Source organism: Halorubrum sp. Atlit-8R (assembly GCF_003666025.1).
GTDB lineage: Archaea > Halobacteriota > Halobacteria > Halobacteriales > Haloferacaceae > Halorubrum > Halorubrum salinarum.
Window position 1 is genome coordinate 778,853 of the sequence record NZ_QPLV01000001.1, and the last position, 22,950, is coordinate 801,802.

Sequence of the window (22,950 nt, forward strand, 5' to 3'; positions counted from 1 at the left end):
GGGAGTTCAGTCCGCCGACCCGACCGCGCGGTGGAAGGGGGTACGCGCGATGGTCTGTCGCAGCTCCGCCAGCGAGTCGCGGCCGACGCCGCTCGCGGCCGACATCACCGCGAACACCTCCTGTCTGGACACCTTCACGCCGGTCTCGGTGAGCGCGTCCTCCGGGCGGCTCCCCAGCTCGCGGAGGGTGCCGACCGCGAGCAGGTACGGGACGGTCCACGCCTCCATCGTGTTGCCGTTCGAGAGCGGCATCGTCTCTAGGTACGCCTGCGCGTCGTCGAGGAACGAGCGGGCGTAGTCGGCGGTGCGGTCGACGACGCGCGCGGACGACTCGCGGTTCTCGGGGTGGACGACGCGCTCCTGGTCGACGCCCTCCGCCTCCAGCCACTCGGCGGGGAGATAGACGTTGTTCTCCTCGGTGTAGTCGTCGTACACGTCCTTCGAGACGTTCACCAGCTGGAGGAGGAGGCCGAACTCCTCGGCGGTCTCCCGCAGCCGCTTCGCGCGCTCCTCGGCGACGTCGCCGCGGGTGAGCAGGTTCGTGATGAGGTTGCCGACGGTGCCGGCCGCGTAGTAGCAGTACTGCTCTAACTCGTCGCGGTCGTCGATGCGGAGCCCGCCCTCGGTGGCGTGGCGGTCGACGAACATCGCCATCCCGTCGACCATCTCCAGCACGGGCGGGACGATGGCCGCCTGCGCCTCCGGGTCGAGATCCTCGAACGTCGCGGCGATGGTGGGCGCCTCGGCGACGACGGTCCAGTCGTCGTCGCGCTCCGCGGGCAGCCACTCGTCGACCGTCTCGCGGAACTCGGCGATGTCGGTCTCTTCGTCCGGGTCGATCGCTCGCCGGTACGTCCGCAGCACGTGGCTCTGGGCGTCCGGCGGGATGTGCCCGGCGTCCTCGACCGTGTCGGCGACGCGACAGAGGAGGTACCCGACGCAGATCTGCGACGCCATCGGTTCCTCTAACACGTCGACCGTCAGCGCGAAGGTCCGCGAGACCCCCTGGACCGCCTCGTGACACCACGCGAGGTCGGCCTCGGCGGGGGCGTGTTCTCGTCCGCTCATTCAGTTGCCAGTATTTACGGCACAACGCATAAAAAGCCTCGTGGAACGGCGGCCGCGCGTCGATCGCCGCTCGGGGCGGCGAAATCGCACGACTCGGTCCCCGTCGGCGCCGACGAACCGCCGACCCGTGTACAACCGTGTGGAAACGGCTAAGTCCGCCCGGCCGAAGGCCACGGCATGGAGTTCACGCTCACCGAAGAGCAGCGTCAGATCCGCGACACCGTCGCGGAGTTCGTCGACGAGGAGGTCGTCCCGCGCGCGGCCGAGATCGACGAGACCGACGAGTTCCCCGCGGACCTGGTCGAGGAGATGGCCGACCTCGGGCTCATGGGCATGCCGTTCCCCGTCGAGTACGAGGGTGCCGGCCTCGACTACCACAGCTACGCCATCGGGCTCGAAGAGATCTCCCGCGGCTCCGGCGGGCTCGGCACCGTCGTCGCGGCCCACACGTCGCTGGCCGGGAACATGCTCTACGAGTTCGGCGACGAGGCCCAGAAGGAGGAGTACCTCACCGCCCTGAACACCGCCGAGGACATCGGCGCGTTCGCGCTCTCAGAGGCCGAGGCCGGGTCGGACGTGCCCGCGATGTCGACGACCGCGGAGCGCGACGGGGACGGCTACCTCGTCAACGGCGGGAAGCTCTGGATCTCGAACGGCTCCGTCGCCGACACGGTCACGCTGTTCGCCAAGACCGACCCCGACGCCGGGCGGAAGGGCATCTCGTCGTTCATCGTGCGTCCGGAGGAGGACGACGGGTTCATCGTCGAGGGCACGGAGGACAAGCTCGGCGACAAGGGGTGTCCGACCGCGGAGCTCCGGTTCGACGACATGTGGATCCCGGAGGAGCGCCGGCTCGGCGAGGAGGGCGAGGGGTTCGTCCACGCGCTGAAGACGCTCAACGGCGGCCGGATCACCATCGCGGCCCGGTCGGTCGGGATCGCGCGCGCCGCCCTCGACGAGGCGAAGTCGTACGCCCAGCAGCGCGAGCAGTTCGACCGCCCGATCAGCGACTTCCAGGCCATCCAGCACAAGCTCGCGGACATGGACACGAAGGCGCGCGCCGCGGAGCTGCTGATGCACGAGGCGGCCGACCTGAAGATGCGCGACGACGACTACATCAAGGAGGCCGCGCAGGCGAAGCTGTACGCCTCGGAGATCGCCCGCGAGGTCGCCAACGAGGGGATCCAGATCCACGGCGGGTACGGCTACACCAAGGACTTCCCCGCCGAGCGCTTCTACCGCGACGCGAAGCTCTCGGAGATATACGAGGGGACGAGCGAAGTGCTGCGAAACACGATCGCCCAGCAGCTGCTCGACGAGTAGGTCCGCGGATCGGTCCCGTCGGTCAGGTCCGCGACTCGGTCCCGTCGCCCTCGGGGTCGTCGCCATCGCCGTCGGGATCACCCCCATCACCCTCAGAATCTTCGCCGTCTGCGTTCGGCCCGTGCGCCACGTCGGCGTCCGACGGGTTCTGGTCGACCGCGTACTCGCCGGTGTCGATGCGCTCCGCGGGCTCCGAGTAGTCGCGGTCGCTCGGCGAGAAGTCAGGGCGGACGACGCCGTCCTCGGGGATGTCGAGAGTGTCGTCGTCCGTCGTCTCGTCGGCGTCCGGTACCGCCGTCGTCGGGTCGGGCGCCGTCTCGTCGGCTTCCGCGTCGGGCTCGTCGGCGCCGGGTGCGTCGGGCTTGTCGATGTCCGCGTCGAGTCCGCCGGCGTCCTCTTCGGGGTCGCCGTCGTCGTCGGTGCTCTCGTCGGCGTCGACGTTCCCGTCGAACCACTCGAAGCGGTCGGTGCCGGCGCCGCGCCGCTCCGCGACGGCGGTCGCGAGGCGCTCGGTCAGCGTCTCCTCTAACGCCTCGGCCTCGGCCACCTCGAAGTCGACCGCGGCGGCGTCGCTGCCGGTCAGCGAACCGGTCCCCGCCGTGTCGGCGACGACCGTCGCGACGCCCCACCGGCGCTGGAACACGGTCCGGCTGTCGATCACGTTCTGAATCCGGTAGTACGGGACGACGGCGACGGTCCGGCTCCAGAAGCCGTTCCGCGTGAGCAGGTGGTCCTCCCCGACCCAGTAGCCGCGGTGCTTCCACTTCAGGTGCGCCGCGGGCGGCGCGACGAGGAGCAGCGCGGCGACGGCGTACCACGGCAGCGACGCCGAGGCGTACCAGTTCACGCCGTACGCGACCCCCGTGAGGACGCCGACGATCAGCGCGTACCGGATGACGTACCGCCACCGGATGCGCTTCGGCGGCCGGTTGAACTCGGGCGTGCCGAACGACTCTATCTCGTGTGCGAGCCGGTAGACGCGGTCGGTCGCGGCGATCGGCACCGCGGACTGGTTGCCGGACTCCGCGCTCTGCCCGGGGGCGTACCCCGCGGTCTCGATGGAGAGGCTCGCGTAGCCGAGCGCGCGCTTGGCGGGGTTGTCCGTGATCCGCAGCGTCTGTACCTTCTCGGTCGGGATCGACCCGCTGTACCGCCGGAACAGCCCGCGCTCATATCGGAGTTCGTCGCCGGCGCGGGAGAGCCGGAAGCCGTAGTAGTTCGAGAAGGCGACGCCCGCGCCGATGAGCCACGACGCGATGAACAGCGCCGCCACGCCGACGAACGCCGTCGCGGTGAGCGCGGCGGCCGACGTCTCCGGCAGGAAGCTCGACAGCACCGGGAACGAGCCGGAGCTGAGGAACGCCAGGAGCCCGATCAGGCGCCCGTCGAACGAGAGCGCACCGACCAGGGCCAGCTCGCTCGGCGAGATGGCGAACAGCTCCTCCTCGTCGGGCGCGAACGCGTCCTCGCGGCCGGCCTCGACCGCGTCGACGTCGGCCGACGCTCCCTCGCCGGCCTCCTCGGGCCGCGCGCCCCCGGCCTTCCGGCGCTGGACCTCGCGCTGGAGCCGGGTCGCCTCGTCGGGCGTGACGAACCGGATCGACCCCTCGGTGCTGGAGCCGCCGGCGGTCTCTAAGTCGACCGCGGCGACGCCGATGGCGCGCTGGATCACGCTCCGGCTCACGTCGACGTTCTGTATCCGCCGGTACGGGATCTCGCGCTCGCGGCGGGAGATGACGCCGGAGGAGATGTCGAGGGTGTCCTCGGTGAGGACGTACTCGAACCGGCGGTAGTACGCGACCTCGTAGGCGAACATCGCGAGGAGGATGGCGGCCCCGCCGCCGACCGCGAGGGGGAGGCCGAACCCGCCGCTGTTCACGATCACGAACAGCGCGACGGCGGTTCCGGCCGCCTTCTGGAGCGCGCGGTACGGGACCGACTGCGGCGCCAGCTTCACACCGCGTCCTCCCCGTCGGCGCGGATCGCCAGCCGCTTCAGCTCCTCGCGGAGGTCGCTCGCGCCGTCCGGCGTCAGCCCCGGGATCCGCACGTCGGCGCCGCGCGACCCGGCGGTGTACACCACGCAGGAGGCGAGCCCGACGGTCCGCTCGATCGGCCCGCGGCGGGAGTCGACGTGCTGGATGCGCACCAGCGGCACCGTCGTCCGCACCTGCGTGAGCACGCCGCGGTCGAGGTAGATGGCGTCCTCGCGGATCTCGTAGCTCCAGCGTCGGTACCGGAGCAGCGCGTGCGCGACGGTCAGCGTCAGGACGACGGCGCCGACGGCGACCGGCGCCCATCGCGGGAGGTACTCGAGGTACGCGCCGCCGGCGAACGGGGCGGTCACGAGCGCCGACAGCAGCACCGCGCGGAGGACCCACACGATCTGGACCCGGGGGTGGAGCGTCTGTGCCGTCATCGACGGTCCCCCGTCGCACGTCCGTGTGTCATGGGGGGCGATTGAGGGGCCCGACGTATAAGTCCGGTCGGAACCGCCCGGCGGGGCTCGGCCCGACCGCCGTGCGAGAGGATCTCTCTCGGAGGCGATACTTGCCGAAACCGATATCACGGGCGACGGAGTCGTGCCGGCCATGGCCGACGACCCGTTCCAGAACATGCTCGCCCAGATGGACCGCGCCGAGGAGTACGCAGACGTGGACCACGGGGTGTTCGAGCGGCTCAAGCACCCGGAGCGCACGCTGAAGGTGACGCTCCCGGTCGAACTGGAGTCCGGCGAAGTCGAGGTGTTCGAGGGGTACCGCTGTCAGTTCGACAGCGCCCGCGGTCCGTTCAAGGGCGGCGTCCGGTTCCATCCGTCGGTCACCCAGCGCGAGGTCGAGGCGCTCGCCGGCTGGATGACGTGGAAGACGGCGCTCGTCGACCTCCCCTACGGCGGCGCGAAGGGCGGCGTGATCTGCGAGCCGAAGGACCTCACCGACCGCGACCTCGAACGGCTCACCCGGCGGTACACCGAGGGGATCCGCCGGATGATCGGGCCCGAGATCGACGTGCCCGCGCCCGACATGAACACGAACCCGCAGACGATGGCGTGGATGATGGACACCTACTCGATGTACGAGGGGTACTCCGTCCCGCAGGTCGTCACCGGGAAGCCGCTGGAGATCGGCGGGACGCCGGGCCGCGTGGAAGCCACCGGCCGCGGCGTCTCGCTCGTCACCGAGCGGCTCTTCGAGTACCTCGACCGCGACCTCTCCGACGCCTCCGTCGCGATCCAGGGGTTCGGCAACGTCGGGTCGAACGCGGCCCGGCTCCTCGACGAGGCCGGCGCCAACGTGGTCGCGACCTCGGACGTCTCCGCCGCGGCCTACGACCCCGACGGCCTCGACGTGGCGGCGCTCGGCGCGCACGTCGACGCCGGCGGGCTGATCGAGGAGTACGTAGAGGGCGAGTACCGGGGGAACGCGGACGGGTCGAGCTGGGACGACCCCGACCGGATCACCAACGCGGAGCTGCTCACGCTCGACGTCGACGTGCTCATCCCGGCCGCCGTCGAGGGCGTGATCACCGCCGACAACGTCGACGACCTCCGGGCCTCGGCGGTCGTCGAGGCCGCGAACGGGCCGACGACGGTCGCCGCCGACGAGGTCCTCACCGAGCGCGACATCCAGGTCGTCCCGGACATCCTCGCGAACGCGGGCGGCGTCATCGTCTCGTACCTGGAGTGGGTCCAGAACGCACAGGAGTTCTCGTGGCCGCTGGAGACCGTCAACGCCGAGCTCGAGCGCCGTATCGGGAGCGCGTTCGACAAGACGATCGACCAGTACGACGAGAAGGAGTTGCCGGACCTACGGACCGCGGCGTACACGCTCGCCTTGGAGCGCACGGCGAAGGCCCACGAGTACCGCGGGCTCTTCCCGTAGCGAGTCGCGTGCGCGGCCGGGGCGAACGCCCCGCGGCCCTCAGACCCGGCGGATCCGGTCCGCGGTGACCGCGATCGGCTCGGCGTAGTGGAGCAGCGGCTCGCCGTCCGGGTCGTCGAACCCGTTGGCCGCGAACAGCGTGTTCGCCCGGATCTCCGCCGCGGCCGGGCGCAGCGTCCACGGCTCGTGTTCGATCTCGCCGACGTACAGCCGCCCGCCCGAGCCGGCGGTGTAGAAGCGGTAGTTCTCCGTGAGGAACGCCGGCAGCGACCCCGGTTCCGGCGTGAACGCCTCCCCGGCCGGCGCGTACGTCGCGTCGAACCGCGCGTGCGGGGCGCCGTCGTGGACGCGGCGGCTCGCGAACCGCACGGCGCGGTCCGCGTCCGCGCCCTCGCCGCCGACCCCGTCCCGCGCACCCGGGCGTCGAACGTCCGTCTCGGCGCGGTAGTAGGGGAGCCGGAACAGCCCGCGGGCGACCGCGACGCCGAGCCGGTCGTCCGCGTCGAGGCTGTGGAAGTAGACGCCGGGCCCGCTCGGTCCCTCGACGTAGGTCCGGAGGTTGAGCTCGGGGAACGACAGCCCCGCCGGCACCCCCCGCGGACGGATGTCGTCCATCACGAACGGGACGACCCCGAGGTAGGCGTCGCCGTCGTGGGTCGCGACCGACAGGCCCTCCGGCAGCGCCGCGGCGACGGTCGACGGGTCGACGGGCCAGTGCGCGAACAGTCCGTCCCGCCACGTCATCTCCAGCCAGCGGCGTTTCAGCATACCCGATCTAGGGGACGAACGGGCAAAACCCGCACGCCCCCGGCGGTCCCGGGTCCCGAGTGACCGCGGGGTCGGCCGGCGTCACTCCGGCGTCGGCGCCCGGTCACTCCGCCGGCGCGTCCGGCCCGCTCGATGCGTCCGGCTCCCCCGACGCGTCCGACTCGTCCGGCATGTCCTCCCACTCGGGCGCGTCCTTCCACTCCCCGAGGCCGGACGGGTCGAGGTGGACGTGGACGTCCCCGACGTCCTCCAGCGCGCGGAGGCTTGTGACGAGGTCCGTCTCCACGTCGTGGGCCGCGCGGAGCGTCATCTCCCCGTCGACCTCCACGTGGACCTCGACCTCCAGGTCGGTCCCGTCGTAGTAGACGGTGAGGTCGTGGACGCCCTCGACGGCCGGGTGGTCGCGGAGCGCCGCGACGACGCGCTCGCGGTCGCCGGAGGGCGGCGCCGCCCCGACGAGGTAGGTGACGTTCTCGCGGCCGATCTCGATTCCCTGGTACACGACGAGGAGGCTGACGAGCGCGCCGGCGACCGGGTCGAGGATCGGGACGTTCAGGAACACGCCGAACACGCCGACGAGCGCCGCGATCGTCGTGTAGATGTCGTTGAGGCAGTCGACGGCGAGCGCGTCGAGCGCGGTCGAGCCGAGGTCGGCGTTCACCAGCTCCGTGTACCGGTACAGGAGGTACATGTCGGCCATCGCGAACAGCAGGGCGCCGACGAGGAGCGGGCTCGCCGTCACCTCGACCGACCCGACCAGCCCGCGGATCGACTCGCGCAGCAGGAGCAGCCCGAGGATCGCGACCGTCGCGCCGACGAAAAGCGCCGTCAGCGGCTCGATCCGCTGGTGGCCGTGCGGGTGCGTCTCGTCCGCGCTCTCGTACCGCGAGCCCCCCCAGACGAACACGACCGCGCTCGCGACGAGGTCGGCGACCGAGTGGGCGGCGTCGGCGACCAGCGCGACGCTGCCGAACGCGAGCCCCGCGGCGCCCTCGACCGCGATCTTCACCGCGTTGCCGGCGACGTTCACCGCCGCCGCCCGCTGGAACCGAGCGCGGTCGTCGTTCCCGAAGAGACTCAGCATAGACGCCGGTGCGCCCCCGACCCTGTTAAGCGTCCCGCGTCGCGCCGCCGCCCGCCCGGGGGCGTCGCCCCGACCGATCGCCCGCCGCGTCAGCGGCCGGATACTCCGTCGTAACGCCTAAGACCGAAACGCTCCTCGGTGACGGTAATGAATCACGAGTTTTTCGCCCGAGGTGGTCCTGGTGGGCGTCGAAATTAAGGAAACGGAGGTGAGCGACGAGGATTTCGAGGAGATGAAGGGGTTCGTCCGCGACTACCTCGCGGCCAGCGTCGAGAGCGAGGACGACGGCGGACGGATGCGCTGGTACCCCTGGCACTCCGCGTCGTACCGCTTCAACCACATCCTCAACGTCGTCGACCTCGCGACCGAGATCGCCGAGGCCGAGGGCGCCGACGTTGACGTGGTCCGGGTCGCGGCCGTCTTCCACGACGTCGCGAAGCTGGAGGCCGAACAGGACGTCCACGCGGAGGCCGGCGCGCGCGTCACCCGCGAGTACCTCCAGAGTCGCGGCAACTACCCCGAGTCGTTCATCGAGGAGGTGTGCGGCGCTGTCGTCGACCACTCGTACACCGGCGACCTCGACGACGTGCCCTTGGAGAGCCGGTGTCTGATCGAGGCGGACGTGCTCGACAAGGTCGGCGCCAACGGCGCCGTCCTCATGCTGTTGCGCATGGGGTACGAGTCGCGGACGCACATGGACGCCGCGAAGATGGTCGACCGCGTGCTCCAGCGCGCGCACGACCACACCGACCGCGTCGTCTCCGACACCGCCGAGAGCATCGCGCACCAGCGGATCAAGCGCGTGAAGTGGCTCCGCGAGTGGCTCGAAGAGGAGGTCTCGCGGATGGACGCCGAGGGCGTCACGGACCGCTGATCGCGGCTTCGGCCGCTACTCTCCCGCACCGCTCGCGTCGACGAGCGGCAGCATCACCTCTATGTACCGGTCGATCCCGGCGCGCGAGCCCGCGACCCACGGGCCGCCGTTCGTCGTCGCCCAGCGGAACATCCCGCCCGTCGCGAACGTCTGGAGCGTCGCGGCCACCTCGGCGGCGTCGACGGAGTTGGGGTCGGGACCGGGTGAGTCGTCGTCGGGACCCGGTGGCCTATCGTCGGCCTCGGCCGCGGCCTCGCGGACGAGCCGTTCGAGGTACTCGCCGAAGACGCGGTCGCTGCGGTCGAAGTGGTCGCGGTACGCCTCGTCGCTCGCGGCCTGCGCGCGGAGCTCCGTCATCACCGTGACGAACCGCTCGTCGGGGGCGTACGGGTCGTCGAGCGACGCGGGGTCGACGACCGCCGTGAGGTAGTCGTCGAGCTGGTCCCGAGCCGAGCGATCGAAGGCCTCCGGGGCTATCTCCGGCACGTCGTCGCCCGCGCCCGCCGCGGCGTCGTCCGACCGCTCCGCGAGGGACCCGTCCGCGACGGACGCCTCGAACTGGTCGAGCAGGAAGCCGAGGAGGTCGAGGAGCAGGTCGTCTTTCCCGTCGTAGTGGTGGTACACGAGCGACGGGCTCTTGTCGAACTCGTCGCCGATCCGCTGGATCGTGACGTTCGCGTACCCGTGTTCGCAGAGCGCGCGGAACGCCGCGCCGAGGATGGCCTGCCGGGTGTTCGACGGCTCCGCGAACGGGTCGTCCATACCCGACGTATTCGCCCCCGGTATATACAGATCCTGATTGAACGTTCATTCAACACGCTTATGTCGCGGGCCTCGCTCGGGGACGTATGACTCGTTCCGACGCGTCACGGTACGACCGGCCGCTCCGCGCGGCCAGATCCTCCCGCGGCCCCGCCGGAGGGGACCGATGAGCCGACCGGCGCGACTCGCCACCGCCGCGCTCGCCCTCGCCGCGGTGAGCGCCCTCCTCGTCGGCGTCTCGCTCGCCGGCGCCGCGGCGCCGAGCGCGGGCGGATCGCCCGCGGACTCGGCCGCCCTGTCCGGGGCTCCGACCGCCGACGGCGTCGTCGCGCAGACGAGCGATCCGACCCCGCGACAGGTCCGCGGGTCGCCGGTGCTGGAGGTCTTCGCGTCGCAGCGAACGGTGCCGGCGGGCGCGGAGTCCTCGATCACGCTCGACATCGTCAACACCGGCGAGATGGAGATCGGCAACCAGCTCGACTCCCGAGTGACGACCGCCCGCGGGCTCACCGTCGAGGTCGACGACGGCGGCGTGCCGATCGACGTCGAGGACGGCGAGATCCCGGTCGGCGACGTCTCGACCGCCGCGAGCCCGGTCGCCGTGCCGCTCGACGTGACCGTGCCCGAGGACGTGCCGGACGGGCGGTACGAGGTTGAAGCGACGCTCCGCTACCGCTACACCTTCGAGATCATCCCCGAGTTCAACGACCACAAGGACCGCCGCGGCATCGACGACTTCGACGTCACCATCGTCGTCGACGACGGCGCGCGGTTCGCGGTGCTGGAGACCGACACCGACGCCCAGGTCGGCGGGAGCGGCGACGTGACCGTCACGCTGGCGAACGTCGGCGACGAGACCGCCCGCGACGCGGTCGTCTCCGGGAGCACGACCGCGCCGGGTGTCACCCTCGGACAGGGCGGCGGCCAGTCGTTCGTCGGCGACTGGGCGCCCGGCGAGAACCGGACGGTGACGTTCGACTCCTCGGTCGGGCAGTCGTTCGCCGGCGGCGCCTACGCCCTCTCCTCGACCGTGGACTACCGCGACCCGAACGGCCTCGACGAGACGGCGGCGCCCGCGCGCGCCGGGGTCGTCCCGCTCCGCGAGCAGTCGTTCTCCCTGGACGACGTCTCCGGCACGCTCGAAGTCGGCTACTCCGGGACGGTCACCGGCACGATCACGAACGAGGGGCCGCGCACCGTAGAGAACGCGGTCCTGGTCGCCGACTCCGGGAGCAACCGCGTGAGTCTCGGCGAGAGCCGGTACGCGCTCCCGCGGATCCCGCCCGGCGAGTCGGCGGAGTTCACCTTCGACGCGGACGTGAGCGGGAGCGCCGACCCCGGGCCGCGGCAGTTCCGGTTCACCACGGAGTACGAGAGCGGCGACGCGACCCTCACGGCCGAGCAGACCCGGCGCGTCGAGGTCGCGCCGCGACAGCCCGAGTTCGAGTTAGCCGTCGGAAACGCGACCGTCCAGGCGGGCGAGACCCGCCGGATCAACGCCACGATCACGAACCGACGGCCGGAGACCCTCTCGTCGATCAACGCCGGGCTCTACGCCGACAGCCCGCTGACGGCCGTCAACGACGAGGCGTTCGTCGACGAGCTCGAACCCGGCGAGTCCGCGCGGATCTGGTTCGAGGTGGCCGCCGCGGGGAGCGCGAGCGTCGAGGACCACCCGGTCGAGCTCGACTTCCGCTACGAGGACGCCCGCGGCAACGACCGCATCTCAGACATCACCCAGGTCCCGGTGACCGTGACCGAATCGGTCGACGACGGCGGGCCGCCGCTCGGCCTCGTCGCCGTCGCCGCCCTGCTCGTCGTCGCCGCGGTCGGCGGCGCCGTCTGGTACCGACGACGGTGATCGGATGAGCGGACGCACCACCGCGCCGGGTCGCCCGCCGAGGGGCCGCCCGACGACGGACTGCGGGACAGCGGGGCACCGGTGACCGCGGCCGACCGGCTGATCGAGGAGATCGACCGCGTCGTTACGCAGCGGCCGCTGGCGGTCGTCGCGGTGTTCCTCGTCGTGACCGCCGGCTTCGCCGGCGGGCTGACGGGCATCGAGACCAGCGCCGGCGCGGACCAGTTCACGCAGGACATCCCCGCCCAGCGGGCGCTCGACGACATCGACGAGGAGTTCGAGACCTCGATCGGCGGCTCCGCGACGTCGGCGCAGGTGATCGTCTCCGACGACAACGTCCTCTCCCGCGACGCGCTCGTGCGAACCTTGGAGACGCAACACCGGCTGGAGTCGCGCTCGACGCTCCGGGTCGCGTCGACGTCGAGCCACGCGGACGCGGTCGCGCGGCAGTTGGACCCGAGCGCTTCGACCGCGGCCGAGCGGCGTGATGCCGTGACCGAGGCGACGCCCGCCGAACTGCGGACGGCCATCGCCGACGCCGACGCGACGGGCGCGATCGCGGCCCAGGTGTCGGTCGACTACAACCCCACCGCGCAGGCGGCCGACACCGCCATCGTCGGGATCACCTACGACCTGCCGGACGCGGCGACGACGGCGCGCGTGACCGAGCTACAGACCCGCAGCGTCGAGGTCGTCGACTCGGTCCCGGGCAACGAGGCCGGCGAGAACGTCATCCTCTTCGGGGACGGCGTCCTCCAGTCGGAGATCACGGCGCTTTTGACCGACACCGCGATCATCGTCTTCCCGGCGGCGCTCATCCTGATCGTCGGGTTCCTGATCTTCTCGTACCGCGACCCGTTCGACATGGCGATCGGGATCGCCGCGCTGCTCCTGTCGCTCCTCTGGACGTTCGGCTTCATGGGGTACGCCGGGATCCCGTTCTCGGACTCGCTCGTGACGGTGTTCCCGCTGTTGCTCGCGGTCGGGATCGACTTCGGGATCCACATCGTCAACCGCTACCGCGAGGAGCGGGCCACCGGGACCGGCATCGAGGCGTCGATGCGGACCACGACCGACCAGCTGCTCATCGCCTTCCTGCTGGTGACGATCACCACGGTGTTCGGGCTCGTCTCCAACGTCGTGAGCCCGTTCGACCCGAACCGCGACTTCGGGATCGTCGCGGCCGCGGGGATCACGTTCACGCTGATCATATTCGGCGTCTTCCTCCCCGCGGCGAAGGTGTTCGTCGACAGGCTGCGCGAGCGGTTCCCGATCCCGACGTTCGGGACGAGCGCCCTCGGGGCCGGCGGCTCGCGGCTCGCGCGCGTCCTCCACGTCGGCGTCGACCTCTCGCGGATAGCCCCGGTCGCGGTCGTCGCGCTCCTGCTCGTCGGCGGCGCGGTCGGCGGCGCCTACGGGACCGGCGTGAACACGGAGTTCTCCGAGGAGGCGTTCTTCCCGGACCAGGACCGGCTTGAGACGTACGCCGACCTCCCGGAGCCGTTCGCGCCGACGGAGTACACGTTCCTCGACGTGTTGACCCTCTTCGAGGAGGAGTTCGAGCAGGACTTCGTGGGGTCGGTGACGCTGTACATCGACCAGTCGGTCAGGGACGACGACTCCCTGGAGCTGATCCACCGCACGACGCGGAACCCACCGGACACCTTCGCGACGACCGACGAGCGCCGCGCGCAGGCGACGAGCATCGTCACCGTGATCGAGGACCGCTCGTCGCGCGACCCCGAGTTCGCGGCGCTCGTCGAGCGCAACGACCGCCTCGGCAACGGCGTGCCCGACCGCAACGTCGACGAGGTGTACGACGCGCTCCTCGACTCCTCCGCGGACGGCCGGGCCCGCGGGTACGTCGCCGCCGACCGCGGCAGCGCGCGGATCGACTACACGATCCGACCCGGCGTCGACAACTCCGAGGCGGTCGCCGACGTGCGCGAGCTCGCCGAGCGCACGCCGCTCGACGCGGTGCCGACCGGCTCCCTCGTGGTCAACGAGGCGGTGATCGACCTGCTGACGGAGTCGGCGATCCGCAGCCTGTTCGCCGCCTTCGGGCTCACGGCGCTGTTCTTGGCGCTTTCGTACGCCTACCTCGAAGGGAAGGCGGTCTACGGGCTCCTCAACCTGGTCCCGGTGCTCGTCACCGTCGGCCTGCTCGTCGGGTCGATGCGGCTGTTCGACATCCCGCTGACGCCGATCAACGCGCCGATCCTCTCCGTCTCCATCGGGCTCGGCGTCGACTACACCGTCCACTTCGTCCACCGGTTCGTCGACGAGTACAAGGCGGGCCTGCCGATAGACGAGGCGCTCGACGTCACCATCGCGGGGACGGGCGGCGCGCTCACCGGCAGCATGCTCACCACGGTCTCCGGGCTCGGCGTGCTGTGGCTCGCGGTCATCCCCCTGCTGCGCGACTTCGGCGTCCTGCTCGCGCTCGGCGTGTTCTACGCCTACCTCTGCTCGATCCTGCTCGTCCCCTCGCTCGTCGTCGTGTGGGACCGGTACGGCTCGCTCGTCGGCCTCGGGCTCGACGACGGGCTCCGCGGCGCCGGCGCCGAGCGCTGACGCCGGGCACCGAGTGGAATTTTACCGGACGGCAGAGACAGAAGGAGACCGAGTCAGCCGACCACGCCGACGACCAACTGGACCGTGACGAGGACGAGGAACGCGGCGCCGGTCGCCAGGGTGCCCGCGGCGACGCCGTGCGCGTTCCCGAGTCCGCGGCTCCGCGTCGCGAAGTAGGCGCCGAGGAAGACGAAGCCGACGAGCAGCAGCCCGACGGCCAGGAAGGCGACGTTCACCAGCGTCCCGGCGAGGCCTTCAGGGATCCCGAAGCTCCCGACGCCGAGGAGGATGCTCCCGCCGACGAGGACCGTGATGCCGACGAACGAGACCGCCCACACGACCGGCGTCCGGGCCACGTCGCCGAGCGTCTCGACGACGGCCTCGTAGCGTCCGCCCGTCTCGTCGCGGCCGGGAGCGACTCGCTTCGCCCCGATTTCGGCGACCGCGACGAACGTGGCGACGACGAGGAGGCCCATCAGCCCCGTACTCAAGAGGGTGAGTGATGTCATGGATTTCCGTTGTTAGGGGCTCCGTTCGCGCGTACAAATACCCTTCGACGCGCCTTCGACGCGGGGTATCCGCACCGATCGGTCCCCTCGACCGCGGCGCCGCTCGACCGGCCGGCGGGGTCGCGCTCGGGGGGCGAAACGGCCCCGTCCGCCCCCCGATGGCCCGCCCCGCTACACAAGAGATAAGTGTACCATCGCTAAGGGTGGTACAAGAGCAGACAGACGAACATGATAGATCCAGTTATCCTACAACAAGGGGGCGACTGGCGCGCACAGGCGGAGGTCTTCGACGAGATCTTCTTCGTCTTCCTCGCGCTCGGCACCCTCGTCGGCACCATCGTCGTGGCGTACACGCTGTGGAACGTGTACAAGTACCGCGACGACGGGAACCGGTCGGACGAGGAGTTCGACGCGCCGACGGTCGGCGAGCTCCCAACGGGACAGGGCGGTCCGAAAGCCAAGAAGCTCTTCCTCTCGTTCGGGTTGAGCGCGATCGTGGTCATCAGCCTCGTCGTGTACGCGTACGGGCTGCTCCTCTACGTCGAGCAGGGGCCGGACACCGGCGACGAGGGAGACATCGAAATCATGGTCGAGGGGTACCAGTACGGCTGGGCCTACGAGTACCCCAACGGGCACACCGAACGGGGTGAGCTGATCGTGCCGGCCGACCAGCGGATCGACCTCAACATCACGTCGAGAGACGTGTGGCACAACTTCGGCTCGTCGGACTTACGGATAAAGTCCGACGCCATCCCCGGGGACTACAGCGAGACGTGGTTCGCTGTGAGCTCCGAGGACGTCGAGGCGCAAGGCGGGGAGGCGACGTACCGCGTCGAGTGCTTCGAGCTGTGCGGTCCGGGTCACTCCCAGATGAAGAGCCAGATCACGGTCCTGCCGCAAGACGAGTGGGAGGAGTGGTACGCGGGCACCGGTAACAGCTCCGAGAGCGCAAGCATCCAGGCCTCCGGCGCCGGCTTCGCCGCGGCCAGCGGGGTGAGCGCATGAGCGAACTCCCGCCGACGACCTCCGTCAAGCGCTGGTTCGTGACGACCAACCACAAGGACATCGGAATCCTATACACGATCACCGCGCTGTTCTTCCTGCTGTTCGGCGGCGTGATGGCGCTGCTCATCCGCCTCCAGCTGTGGGACCCGACGAGCCAGATCCTCTCCGGGCTGGCGTACAACGAGGCCGTCACCGCACACGGGCTGATAATGGTGTTCTGGTTCCTCTCGCCGTTCGCGTTCGGGTTCGCGAACTACTTCGTGCCGCTTCAGATCGGCGCGGACGACCTCGCGTTCCCGCGGCTGAACGCCCTCTCGTACTGGCTGTACCTGGGCTCGGGTCTCCTGCTCGCGATCAGCTTCTTCCAGGGCGGCACGCTGTCGGCGGGCTGGACGATTTACGCCCCGCTCAACGTGCCGATGTACACGCCGAGCATCGGTTCGACCGGTGCGGTGCTCGCGCTCGCGATGTTCGTCACCGGCACCACGGCGTCGACGGTGAACTTCCTCACGTCCATCCACCACTCCCGGGCCGAGGGGATGGGGATCATGGACATGCCGATGTTCACCTGGTCGATGCTCGCGACCGTCTGGATGATGCTGTTCGCGTTCGCCGCGCTGCTCGCGGTGGGCCTCATCCTCGCGGCCGACCGCGTCCTCGGTAGCGTCTACTTCTCGGCGACCGAAGGCGGGTCCCTGCTGTGGGGGCACCTGTTCTGGTTCTTCGGTCACCCGGAGGTGTACATCGTCTTCTTCCCGGCGCTCGGCGTGATGCTGGAGCTGTTCCAGACGTTCTCCGGGCGCCGGCTCGTCGGCCGGAAGTGGGTGATCATCTCCATCTGTCTGATCTCCGTCCAGTCGTTCCTCGTGTGGATGCACCACATGTTCCTGACGACGATCAACTTGGAGATCAAGACGCTGATGATGGCGACCACCATCGGCATCTCGCTGCCGTTCGACCTGGTCGTCTTCGCGCTGATCTACACGCTGATCAAGGGGCGGATCCAGTTCACGACGCCGTTCCTGTTCGCGTTCGGCGCGCTCCTGCTGTTCATCCTCGGCGGGATCACGGGCGTCTTCCTCGGCGCCATCGTGCTCGACTACGAGTTCCGCGGCACCTACTGGGTGGTCGCGCACTTCCACTACGTGATGTTCGGCGGGGCGACGGCGCTGTTCGGCGGGGCCTACTACTGGTTCCCGAAGATCACGGGGAAGATGTACGACGAGTTCCTCGGCAAGCTCCACTTCGTGATCTTCTTCATCGGGTTCAACGCCGTCTACTTCTCGATGTTCCTCGGCTGGGAGACCCCCCGCCGGGTGTTCGAGTACAACCCCGAGTTCCAGATCTACCACCAGTTCGGGACGATCGGCGCGTTCGTGCTCGGATTCTCGTTCTTCATCATGTTCTACAACTTCGCGAAGTCCTACGTCTCCGGCGAGCCGGCCGGCGACAACCCGTGGGACTACTCGCGGACGGCGGAGTGGGCGGTCTCCTCGCCCCCGCCGCTCGAGAACTGGCCCAACCGCCCCTCGTACGCCTCCGGGAAGCTGGAGTTCGTGAAAGACTACGTGCCGGACGGCGGCCCCGCCATGAAGACGGACGACAACGGCGACGTGGCCACCGACGGCGGCGACAGCCACTCGGCGCACATCTCCGAGTACCCGTACTGGGACAAACACCCGAGCCACGCCAGCATCTGGCCGTTCGCGCTCTCCGTCGCGCTCGGCGTCACGCTGTTCGGCTTCTCCGGGTTCGCGGACGCGGTCACCGTCGAGCTGGGCGAGACGGCGATGCAGAGCAACGTCGTCATCTCCAACGCGATGTACCCGATCGCCATCGTGGCCGGCATGGTCGGGCTGCTCTACACCGGCGTGAAGTGGGGGCTTGAGGACTTCTACGCCCCGCCGTCCGAGTTCGCCGAGCGCTGGCCGTTCAACGGCGTCGAGAAGGTGAAGCTGGGGATGTGGTTCTTCCTGGCCTCCGACGTGATCGTCTTCGGCGCGTTCCTCTCGGCGGCCATCTTCGTCCGCTACAACGCGGGCTGGATGACGTGGGAACCGCTGACCGACCCGTTACCCGGACTGATCAACACCTTCGTGCTGCTCACGTCCTCGTTCACCGTGATCCTCGCGCTGGTCGCGGCCCGCCGGAAGAGCCGGCAGGGCCTGCTGGCCTCGCTGGGGTCGACCATCCTGCTCGGGTTCGTCTTCATGGCGATCAAGATGTGGGAGTGGAACCACGAGGTCTTCGACAAGGGCGTGACCATCTCCGCGAACGCCCACGGCGACCCGATCCAGGCGTCGATCTACTACGTCACGACCGGGCTCCACGGGATCCACGTGCTGCTCGGTCTCGTGGTCGCCATCTTCCTGTTCGTCAGGGCCTACCAGGGACACTACCTCGACGACGAGCGGCCGATCGAGTACTTCGGCCTCTACTGGCACTTCGTGGACATCGTCTGGGTGTTCGTCTTCCCGCTGTTCTACCTCTTCTGAGGCGGTTCGCGGCCCCGTTTTTTCGCTGTCACGCGTCGCCCTCACCGACCGGTTCGGCGCACCACTGACAGAAGTCGAACGTCGGGTCGGTCTCTCTCCCGCATTCGGGACAGCGGATCGTCTCTCCTGACTCCGATTCAGACTCGCCGCCCGTCACCTCCGCGGACGCGCCGTCGGGACCGGGTACCGCGTCCGGCGAGTCCGTCACTCGTCCGCGGTCGCGATCCCGCTCTGACCCCCGGTTGTGCCGGACCGCCACGACGTACGCGTCGACCACGCTGGCGACCACGACGGCGGCGGCGGGCGCGACCTCCGAGACCGCCGGCGGGTCGCCTGCGAGCGCGCCCGAGATCGCGGACTCCGGGACGAACACGAACACCGCCGCGGCGACCGCCAGGTACCAGCCGAGCCCGCGGGCCCACCGGCGGAGGTACGCGTGACCCAGTCCCGAGACGACGAGCGCGAGCAGTGCGGCGAGCCAGGGCCGCCGACGAGTGCGTTCCGACATGCGCGGTCGTACGACCTCCCGCCCCGAGAACCTACCTCTCTCGGAGCGTTTATGTGGCGGACGCGCCGAACTCCGGTATGTTCGGCGTTCCGCTCGGCGAGTTCCTCTACGGGGCCGCGTTCGCGGTGTTCGGCGTCGGCACCTGGGGGATCGGCCTCGGCGTCGCGTACCTCCTCTACCGCCGGTGGCGCGGCGACGGCCCCCGCGGCGACGACGACTGAGCCGGACGATCGAATTCCGGTTCGGCCACGCTTTTCACGTCGCTCGTCCGATCCCAGGTATGTCAGACACGGCGCTCGTCGTCGGCGGCACGCGGTTCATCGGCCGACACACCGTCGCGGAGCTGCTCGCGCACGACTACGAGGTCGCGATATTCAACCGCGGGAACCACGAGAACCCCTTCGCGGACGACGACCGGGTGACCCACGTCGAGGGCGACCGGAAAGACGAGACCGCGCTCCGGGCCGCGAAGCTGTCGGTCGAACCGGACGTCGTGATCGACTGCGTCGCGTACCACCCGGCGGACGTGGCGACCGCGACCGACGTCTTCGCCGACGTCGACGGCTACGTCTACATCTCGTCGGGCTCCAGCTACGCCGCCGAGGAGATTCCCAAGCGCGAGGGCGAGACGCCGCTGGAGCCGTGTACCGATGCGCAGGCGGTCGACGACGACCACGAGACGTACGGCAACCGGAAGGCCGAGGGCGACCGCGAGGTGTTCGCGGCCGCCGAGGCGGGCGTCAACGCGATGGCCGTCCGCCCGTGTATCGTCTACGGCCCGCACGACTACACCGAGCGGCTCGACTACTGGATCGACCGCGTGCTCACACACGACCGCGTCGTCGTCCCCGGGGACGGACAGAACCTCTGGCACCGGGCGTACGTCGAGGACGTCGCGAGCGCCCTGCGGATCGTCGCCGAGCGCGGCGAGCCTGGCGCGGCGTACAACGTCGGCGACCGGCGGGCGCTCACCCTGCGGGAGACGCTGGAGACCATCGCCGACGCGGCCGACACCGAGGTCGATATCGTCCCCGCGAGCGCGGACGCGCTGGCGGCCGGCGGCCTCGACCCCGAGGAGTTCACCCTCTACCGCGAGTACCCGCACCTGCTCGACACCTGCGCGCTCGCCGACTTGGGCTGGGAGTCGACGCCGGTCGACGAGGCGATGGCGCGGACCGTCGAAGAGCACCGCGAGTCGGACCGCGACGGGAGCGAGTGGGACCCCGGTCGCGAGGCCGAGGAGCGCGTCATCGGCGTGAAGGAGACGCTCTGAGACGGTCGCGCCGCTCCGCGCGGCGACCCGTCAGTACGCCGCGTCCCACCGCGCGGGCTTCCGCCGGTTCCCGCAGTCGCGGCACTCCATCCGGTCCATCGTGTCGATGGCGACGTCCGTCCCCTCGCAGTTGCCACAGAGGTAGCCGTAGCGGCGCTCGTGGTCCGGGTCGACGTACGCGACGTAGAACGGGGCCTGCGAGCCGCGGTCGCTCTCGTCGAACGCGACGTGGACGGTCTCCCCGTCCTCGGTCTCGTACGTCGCCTCGGAGATGCCGGTGAGCCGTCCGACCTGCTTCCGGAACTCCCGTTCCGCGAACAGCTCGCCGCCGATGTCCACCTCGCGCTCGCCGGCGAGCTCGTACCCCTCGCGCTCGTAGAACTCGGTGCCCGCCTCGTTGTCGGCGAGGACGCGCGCCTCGATGCGGTCGACGTCGGCCGAGCGGAGCGCCGACTCGACCCGCTCTAACAGCGCCGAGCCGATGCCCGAGCCCCGGTGGTCGGGGTGGACGTGGAGCCAGTCGATCTCGCCGACCCGCTCGCGGCGCCCGACGACGTAGCTCTCCGCGAACCCGACGACGACCCCGTCCACCACGGCGACCGGGAACACCGCGTCGTCGTCTTCCACGTCGTCGCCGAGGTCCCCGGCGTCGTACCACTCCTCGACGGCCTCGTCCAACAGCGCCTCGTCGACGGCGTGCCCGTACGACGCCACGAGCGACTCGCGGGCGACCGACCGGACCGCGTCGACGTCTGCGGCGGTTGCTTCGCGTAGGTCCATGGGTGTAGATACCACCCCGACTACTAAAAACTCGGTCGGGATTTCCGTCGCACGCAACGGGTCGCCGCCGCCGTCGCGCGCGCCGCGGCGACCGAGCGGCTCGCCCCTGCCGGACCCGTCCTCACTGTACCCGCGCCGCCCCGCCCGCGCTCGACGCGGAGGCGCTCACGGCACCTCGACCTAATCAGACCTGATAAGCATCACGATTACGGAATCAAGAAGCGTTCAACCTCGCTATAATATTTCCCCGGAATTGAGTTTGAGGGCTACTTTGGAGCCTACTGACTGTATTCGGAAATGACTGATCCGTTACTGGAATGCGCTACAGAGAATCTTCTTACCCGTGCCGCGAGTACGTGTGAACGCATGAGCTACGAACTCGACCCGCTGCCGTACGAGTACGACGCGCTTGAACCGCACATTTCCGAGCAGGTGCTCGAATGGCACCACGACACCCACCATCAGGGGTACGTCAACGGCTGGAATTCCGCCGAAGAGACGCTCGAAGCGAACCGCGAGGCCGGTGACTTCTCGTCGTCCGGCGGGGCCATCCGCAACGTGACCCACAACTCCTCGGGTCACATCCTCCACGACCTGTTCTGGCAGAACATGTCGCCGGAGGGCGGCGACGAGCCGACCGGCGCCCTCGCGGACCGCATCGAGGAGGATTTCGGCTCGTACGAGGCCTGGAAGGGCGAATTCGAGGCGGCGGCCTCCGCGGCCAGCGGCTGGGCGCTCCTCGTGTACGACACGTTCTCGAACCAGCTCCGCAACGTCGTGGTCGACAAGCACGACCAGGGCGCGATCTGGGGCGGCCACCCGATTCTGGCCCTCGACGTATGGGAGCACTCCTACTACCACGACTACGGCCCGGCCCGCGGCGAGTTCGTCGACAACTTCTTCGAGGTCGTCGACTGGGACGAGCCCTCTGACCGTTACGAGCAGGCCGTCGAGCTGTTCGAGTAACGCGCTCGACGCGCCGGTTTCCGCTCCGCACGCCCGGACCGCCGGCGACGGAGCGAGGCTGTGGGCACTCGCGGCGGTCCGTTCTCTCCTGTTTTCCTTCCGGCGACCCCGTCCGGCCGTGAGGTCGCTCGGCGGCTACGCCGCGTCGAACTCGGGACCGTCGGTCTCGACGACCGTCCCGGTCTCGTCGACGCCCACGCGCATCTCGTCGCCCCCGCAGGCGACCGTCACGCGGACGCGGTGCGGCTCCTCGGAGACGACCGTCGTCGCGGCGTCGCTCACGCACCAGTCGAACGTCCAGAACGGCGCCGAACTCAGGTCGACGCCGCGGTCCGCGTGGAACCGGAGCACGTCGGCGTCGTCGAGCAGCAGGAGCCCGACCGTCGACCGGAGGTCGTAGCTACAGCGCCGGCAGGCGTGTTCGACCGCGACCGCCTGGTCCGGCTCGTCGGGCGTCCGCACAAGGTCGGTCTCGACGGTGCCGGCGCACTCCGGGCAGACGCCGTCGGCGGCGAGACAGTAGTGGTGGCGGACGTAGTGGTGGAACGCGTCCAGCAGGTCGTCGGTCGACCGGCCGTCGAGCGCGCCCGCCGGGAACGGGTAGCTCACCTGGATCGCGCCGCAGTCGGCGCAGCCGATGGAGAGCGTGTCGTCGACGTACCAGGCGTGGAGGTCGCCGCCGCAGGCGTGACACGATCCCTCCGCCGGGAAGAAGCCCAACTGCGCCCGCTCCGTGAGGGTGCCGGTGAAGATGGCGCTCACCACCTTCCGCCCGGGCGCGCGGAACTCGTAGCCGTCGTCGCGCCGCCGGACGAAGTGACCGGTGAGCTGGTCGAGGTGGTAGCTAAAATTCGCGCTGTCCGTCGCGTCGACGCGCTCGAACAGCTCGGAGAAGCTCACCGGCGACTCGTCGCCGCCGAGGTCGAGCAGCGCGTGGAGCGTCTCGACCCGCGTCTCGTTGCCGAGGACCGCGAACACCTCGGCGGGCGGGATCCGCGACTCGGTCCGCGGGGCCGCGGCGGGGTCGGCCCCATCGATGCGGTCCGCGCGCTCGCCGTCGGGGGCGACGCCGCCGGACCGGTCGAACTGACTCATACGTCCCTCCTCGTTTACTGGACGGTAAAGTCTGTTGGGACCGCCGGGAACGCGACGACCCCAGCCCGACCGATCCGGCGGGTATCTCCGCTATCTCTCCCCTTTTTGCTGTTTCTACCGTTTGG

Annotated in this window: 20 protein-coding genes; 10 read left to right on the forward strand and 10 right to left on the reverse strand. The window is 70.0% G+C overall.

Translation table 11 applies throughout. The features are described 5' to 3' along the window. Positions 1-6 precede the first annotated feature (6 nt). Positions 7-1,068: a phytoene/squalene synthase family protein gene (locus tag DVK05_RS03795; RefSeq protein ID WP_121562071.1), complete on the reverse strand. Its 1,062-nt coding sequence runs from the start codon at positions 1,066-1,068 to the stop codon at positions 7-9. Between the two features lie 177 nt (positions 1,069-1,245). Between DVK05_RS03795 and DVK05_RS03800 the strand changes: the two genes are divergently transcribed. Continuing rightward, positions 1,246-2,391: an acyl-CoA dehydrogenase family protein gene (locus DVK05_RS03800; RefSeq protein ID WP_121562072.1), complete on the forward strand. Its 1,146-nt coding sequence runs from the start codon at positions 1,246-1,248 to the stop codon at positions 2,389-2,391. A 22-nt stretch (positions 2,392-2,413) separates the two neighbouring features. On the opposite strand, the gene DVK05_RS03805 is transcribed toward DVK05_RS03800, so the two are convergent. Beyond that, the gene (locus tag DVK05_RS03805; protein ID WP_121562073.1) at positions 2,414-4,348 is read right to left on the reverse strand and encodes a PH domain-containing protein; all 1,935 of its coding nucleotides are present in this window, start codon (positions 4,346-4,348) and stop codon (positions 2,414-2,416) included. Further along, positions 4,345-4,809, reverse strand: coding sequence for a PH domain-containing protein (locus tag DVK05_RS03810; RefSeq protein ID WP_121562074.1), 465 nt, complete (start codon positions 4,807-4,809; stop codon positions 4,345-4,347). The genes DVK05_RS03805 and DVK05_RS03810 overlap by 4 nt, the downstream gene beginning before the upstream one ends. A 172-nt stretch (positions 4,810-4,981) precedes the next feature. Between DVK05_RS03810 and DVK05_RS03815 the strand changes: the two genes are divergently transcribed. After that, positions 4,982-6,271, forward strand: a complete 1,290-nt coding sequence (locus tag DVK05_RS03815; RefSeq protein WP_121562075.1) for a Glu/Leu/Phe/Val dehydrogenase — start codon at positions 4,982-4,984, stop codon at positions 6,269-6,271. A 39-nt stretch (positions 6,272-6,310) separates the two neighbouring features. On the opposite strand, the gene DVK05_RS03820 is transcribed toward DVK05_RS03815, so the two are convergent. Both DVK05_RS03820 and DVK05_RS03825 read right to left on the reverse strand, forming a co-directional pair. Beyond that, positions 6,311-7,039, reverse strand: coding sequence for a YqjF family protein (locus tag DVK05_RS03820; protein ID WP_121562076.1), 729 nt, complete (start codon positions 7,037-7,039; stop codon positions 6,311-6,313). Between the two features lie 103 nt (positions 7,040-7,142). Then, the gene (locus tag DVK05_RS03825; protein ID WP_121562077.1) at positions 7,143-8,123 is read right to left on the reverse strand and encodes a cation diffusion facilitator family transporter; all 981 of its coding nucleotides are present in this window, start codon (positions 8,121-8,123) and stop codon (positions 7,143-7,145) included. A 172-nt stretch (positions 8,124-8,295) separates the two neighbouring features. Between DVK05_RS03825 and DVK05_RS03830 the strand changes: the two genes are divergently transcribed. Next, positions 8,296-8,997: an HD domain-containing protein gene (locus DVK05_RS03830; RefSeq protein ID WP_121562078.1), complete on the forward strand. Its 702-nt coding sequence runs from the start codon at positions 8,296-8,298 to the stop codon at positions 8,995-8,997. A 15-nt stretch (positions 8,998-9,012) separates the two neighbouring features. Here DVK05_RS03830 and DVK05_RS03835 read toward each other — a convergent pair whose 3' ends face one another. After that, positions 9,013-9,759, reverse strand: a complete 747-nt coding sequence (locus DVK05_RS03835; protein ID WP_121562079.1) for a TetR/AcrR family transcriptional regulator — start codon at positions 9,757-9,759, stop codon at positions 9,013-9,015. Positions 9,760-9,925: 166 nt separating this feature from the next. On the opposite strand from DVK05_RS03835, the gene DVK05_RS03840 reads away from it, so the two are divergent. Both DVK05_RS03840 and DVK05_RS03845 read left to right on the forward strand, forming a co-directional pair. After that, positions 9,926-11,620: a COG1361 S-layer family protein gene (locus tag DVK05_RS03840; RefSeq protein ID WP_121562080.1), complete on the forward strand. Its 1,695-nt coding sequence runs from the start codon at positions 9,926-9,928 to the stop codon at positions 11,618-11,620. Positions 11,621-11,701: 81 nt separating this feature from the next. Beyond that, positions 11,702-14,194 carry an RND family transporter gene (locus DVK05_RS03845; protein WP_199712278.1) on the forward strand — a complete coding sequence of 831 codons (2,493 nt, stop codon included), beginning with the start codon at positions 11,702-11,704 and terminating at the stop codon, positions 14,192-14,194. Between the two features lie 53 nt (positions 14,195-14,247). Here the strand turns inward: DVK05_RS03845 and DVK05_RS03850 are convergent, their stop codons facing one another. Then, the gene (locus tag DVK05_RS03850) at positions 14,248-14,670 is read right to left on the reverse strand and encodes a hypothetical protein (protein WP_121562082.1); all 423 of its coding nucleotides are present in this window, start codon (positions 14,668-14,670) and stop codon (positions 14,248-14,250) included. Between the two features lie 261 nt (positions 14,671-14,931). On the opposite strand from DVK05_RS03850, the gene coxB reads away from it, so the two are divergent. Together coxB and DVK05_RS03860 are read left to right on the forward strand one after the other, a co-directional pair. Next, the gene (gene coxB, locus DVK05_RS03855; RefSeq protein WP_121562083.1) at positions 14,932-15,708 is read left to right on the forward strand and encodes a cytochrome c oxidase subunit II; all 777 of its coding nucleotides are present in this window, start codon (positions 14,932-14,934) and stop codon (positions 15,706-15,708) included. Continuing rightward, positions 15,705-18,203 carry a cbb3-type cytochrome c oxidase subunit I gene (locus DVK05_RS03860; protein WP_121562084.1) on the forward strand — a complete coding sequence of 833 codons (2,499 nt, stop codon included), beginning with the start codon at positions 15,705-15,707 and terminating at the stop codon, positions 18,201-18,203. The genes coxB and DVK05_RS03860 overlap by 4 nt, the downstream gene beginning before the upstream one ends. 28 nt (positions 18,204-18,231) lie before the next feature. Here DVK05_RS03860 and DVK05_RS03865 read toward each other — a convergent pair whose 3' ends face one another. Then, positions 18,232-18,711 carry a zinc ribbon domain-containing protein gene (locus tag DVK05_RS03865; RefSeq protein WP_121562085.1) on the reverse strand — a complete coding sequence of 160 codons (480 nt, stop codon included), beginning with the start codon at positions 18,709-18,711 and terminating at the stop codon, positions 18,232-18,234. Between the two features lie 77 nt (positions 18,712-18,788). Here DVK05_RS03865 and DVK05_RS17250 point away from each other — a divergent pair, with 77 nt between their 5' ends. Then, the gene (locus tag DVK05_RS17250; protein WP_199241165.1) at positions 18,789-18,932 is read left to right on the forward strand and encodes a hypothetical protein; all 144 of its coding nucleotides are present in this window, start codon (positions 18,789-18,791) and stop codon (positions 18,930-18,932) included. A 59-nt stretch (positions 18,933-18,991) separates the two neighbouring features. Further along, positions 18,992-19,984, forward strand: coding sequence for an NAD-dependent epimerase/dehydratase family protein (locus tag DVK05_RS03870; RefSeq protein WP_121562086.1), 993 nt, complete (start codon positions 18,992-18,994; stop codon positions 19,982-19,984). A 30-nt stretch (positions 19,985-20,014) separates the two neighbouring features. Here the strand turns inward: DVK05_RS03870 and DVK05_RS03875 are convergent, their stop codons facing one another. Continuing rightward, entirely contained in the window at positions 20,015-20,764 is a 750-nt protein-coding gene (locus DVK05_RS03875; protein WP_121562087.1) for a GNAT family N-acetyltransferase, read from the reverse strand. Between the two features lie 366 nt (positions 20,765-21,130). Here DVK05_RS03875 and sod point away from each other — a divergent pair, with 366 nt between their 5' ends. Continuing rightward, positions 21,131-21,730 carry a superoxide dismutase gene (sod, locus tag DVK05_RS03880; RefSeq protein WP_121562088.1) on the forward strand — a complete coding sequence of 200 codons (600 nt, stop codon included), beginning with the start codon at positions 21,131-21,133 and terminating at the stop codon, positions 21,728-21,730. 135 nt (positions 21,731-21,865) lie between these two features. On the opposite strand, the gene DVK05_RS03885 is transcribed toward sod, so the two are convergent. Beyond that, entirely contained in the window at positions 21,866-22,825 is a 960-nt protein-coding gene (locus tag DVK05_RS03885; RefSeq protein WP_121562089.1) for a helix-turn-helix transcriptional regulator, read from the reverse strand. Positions 22,826-22,950: the final 125 nt, after the last annotated feature.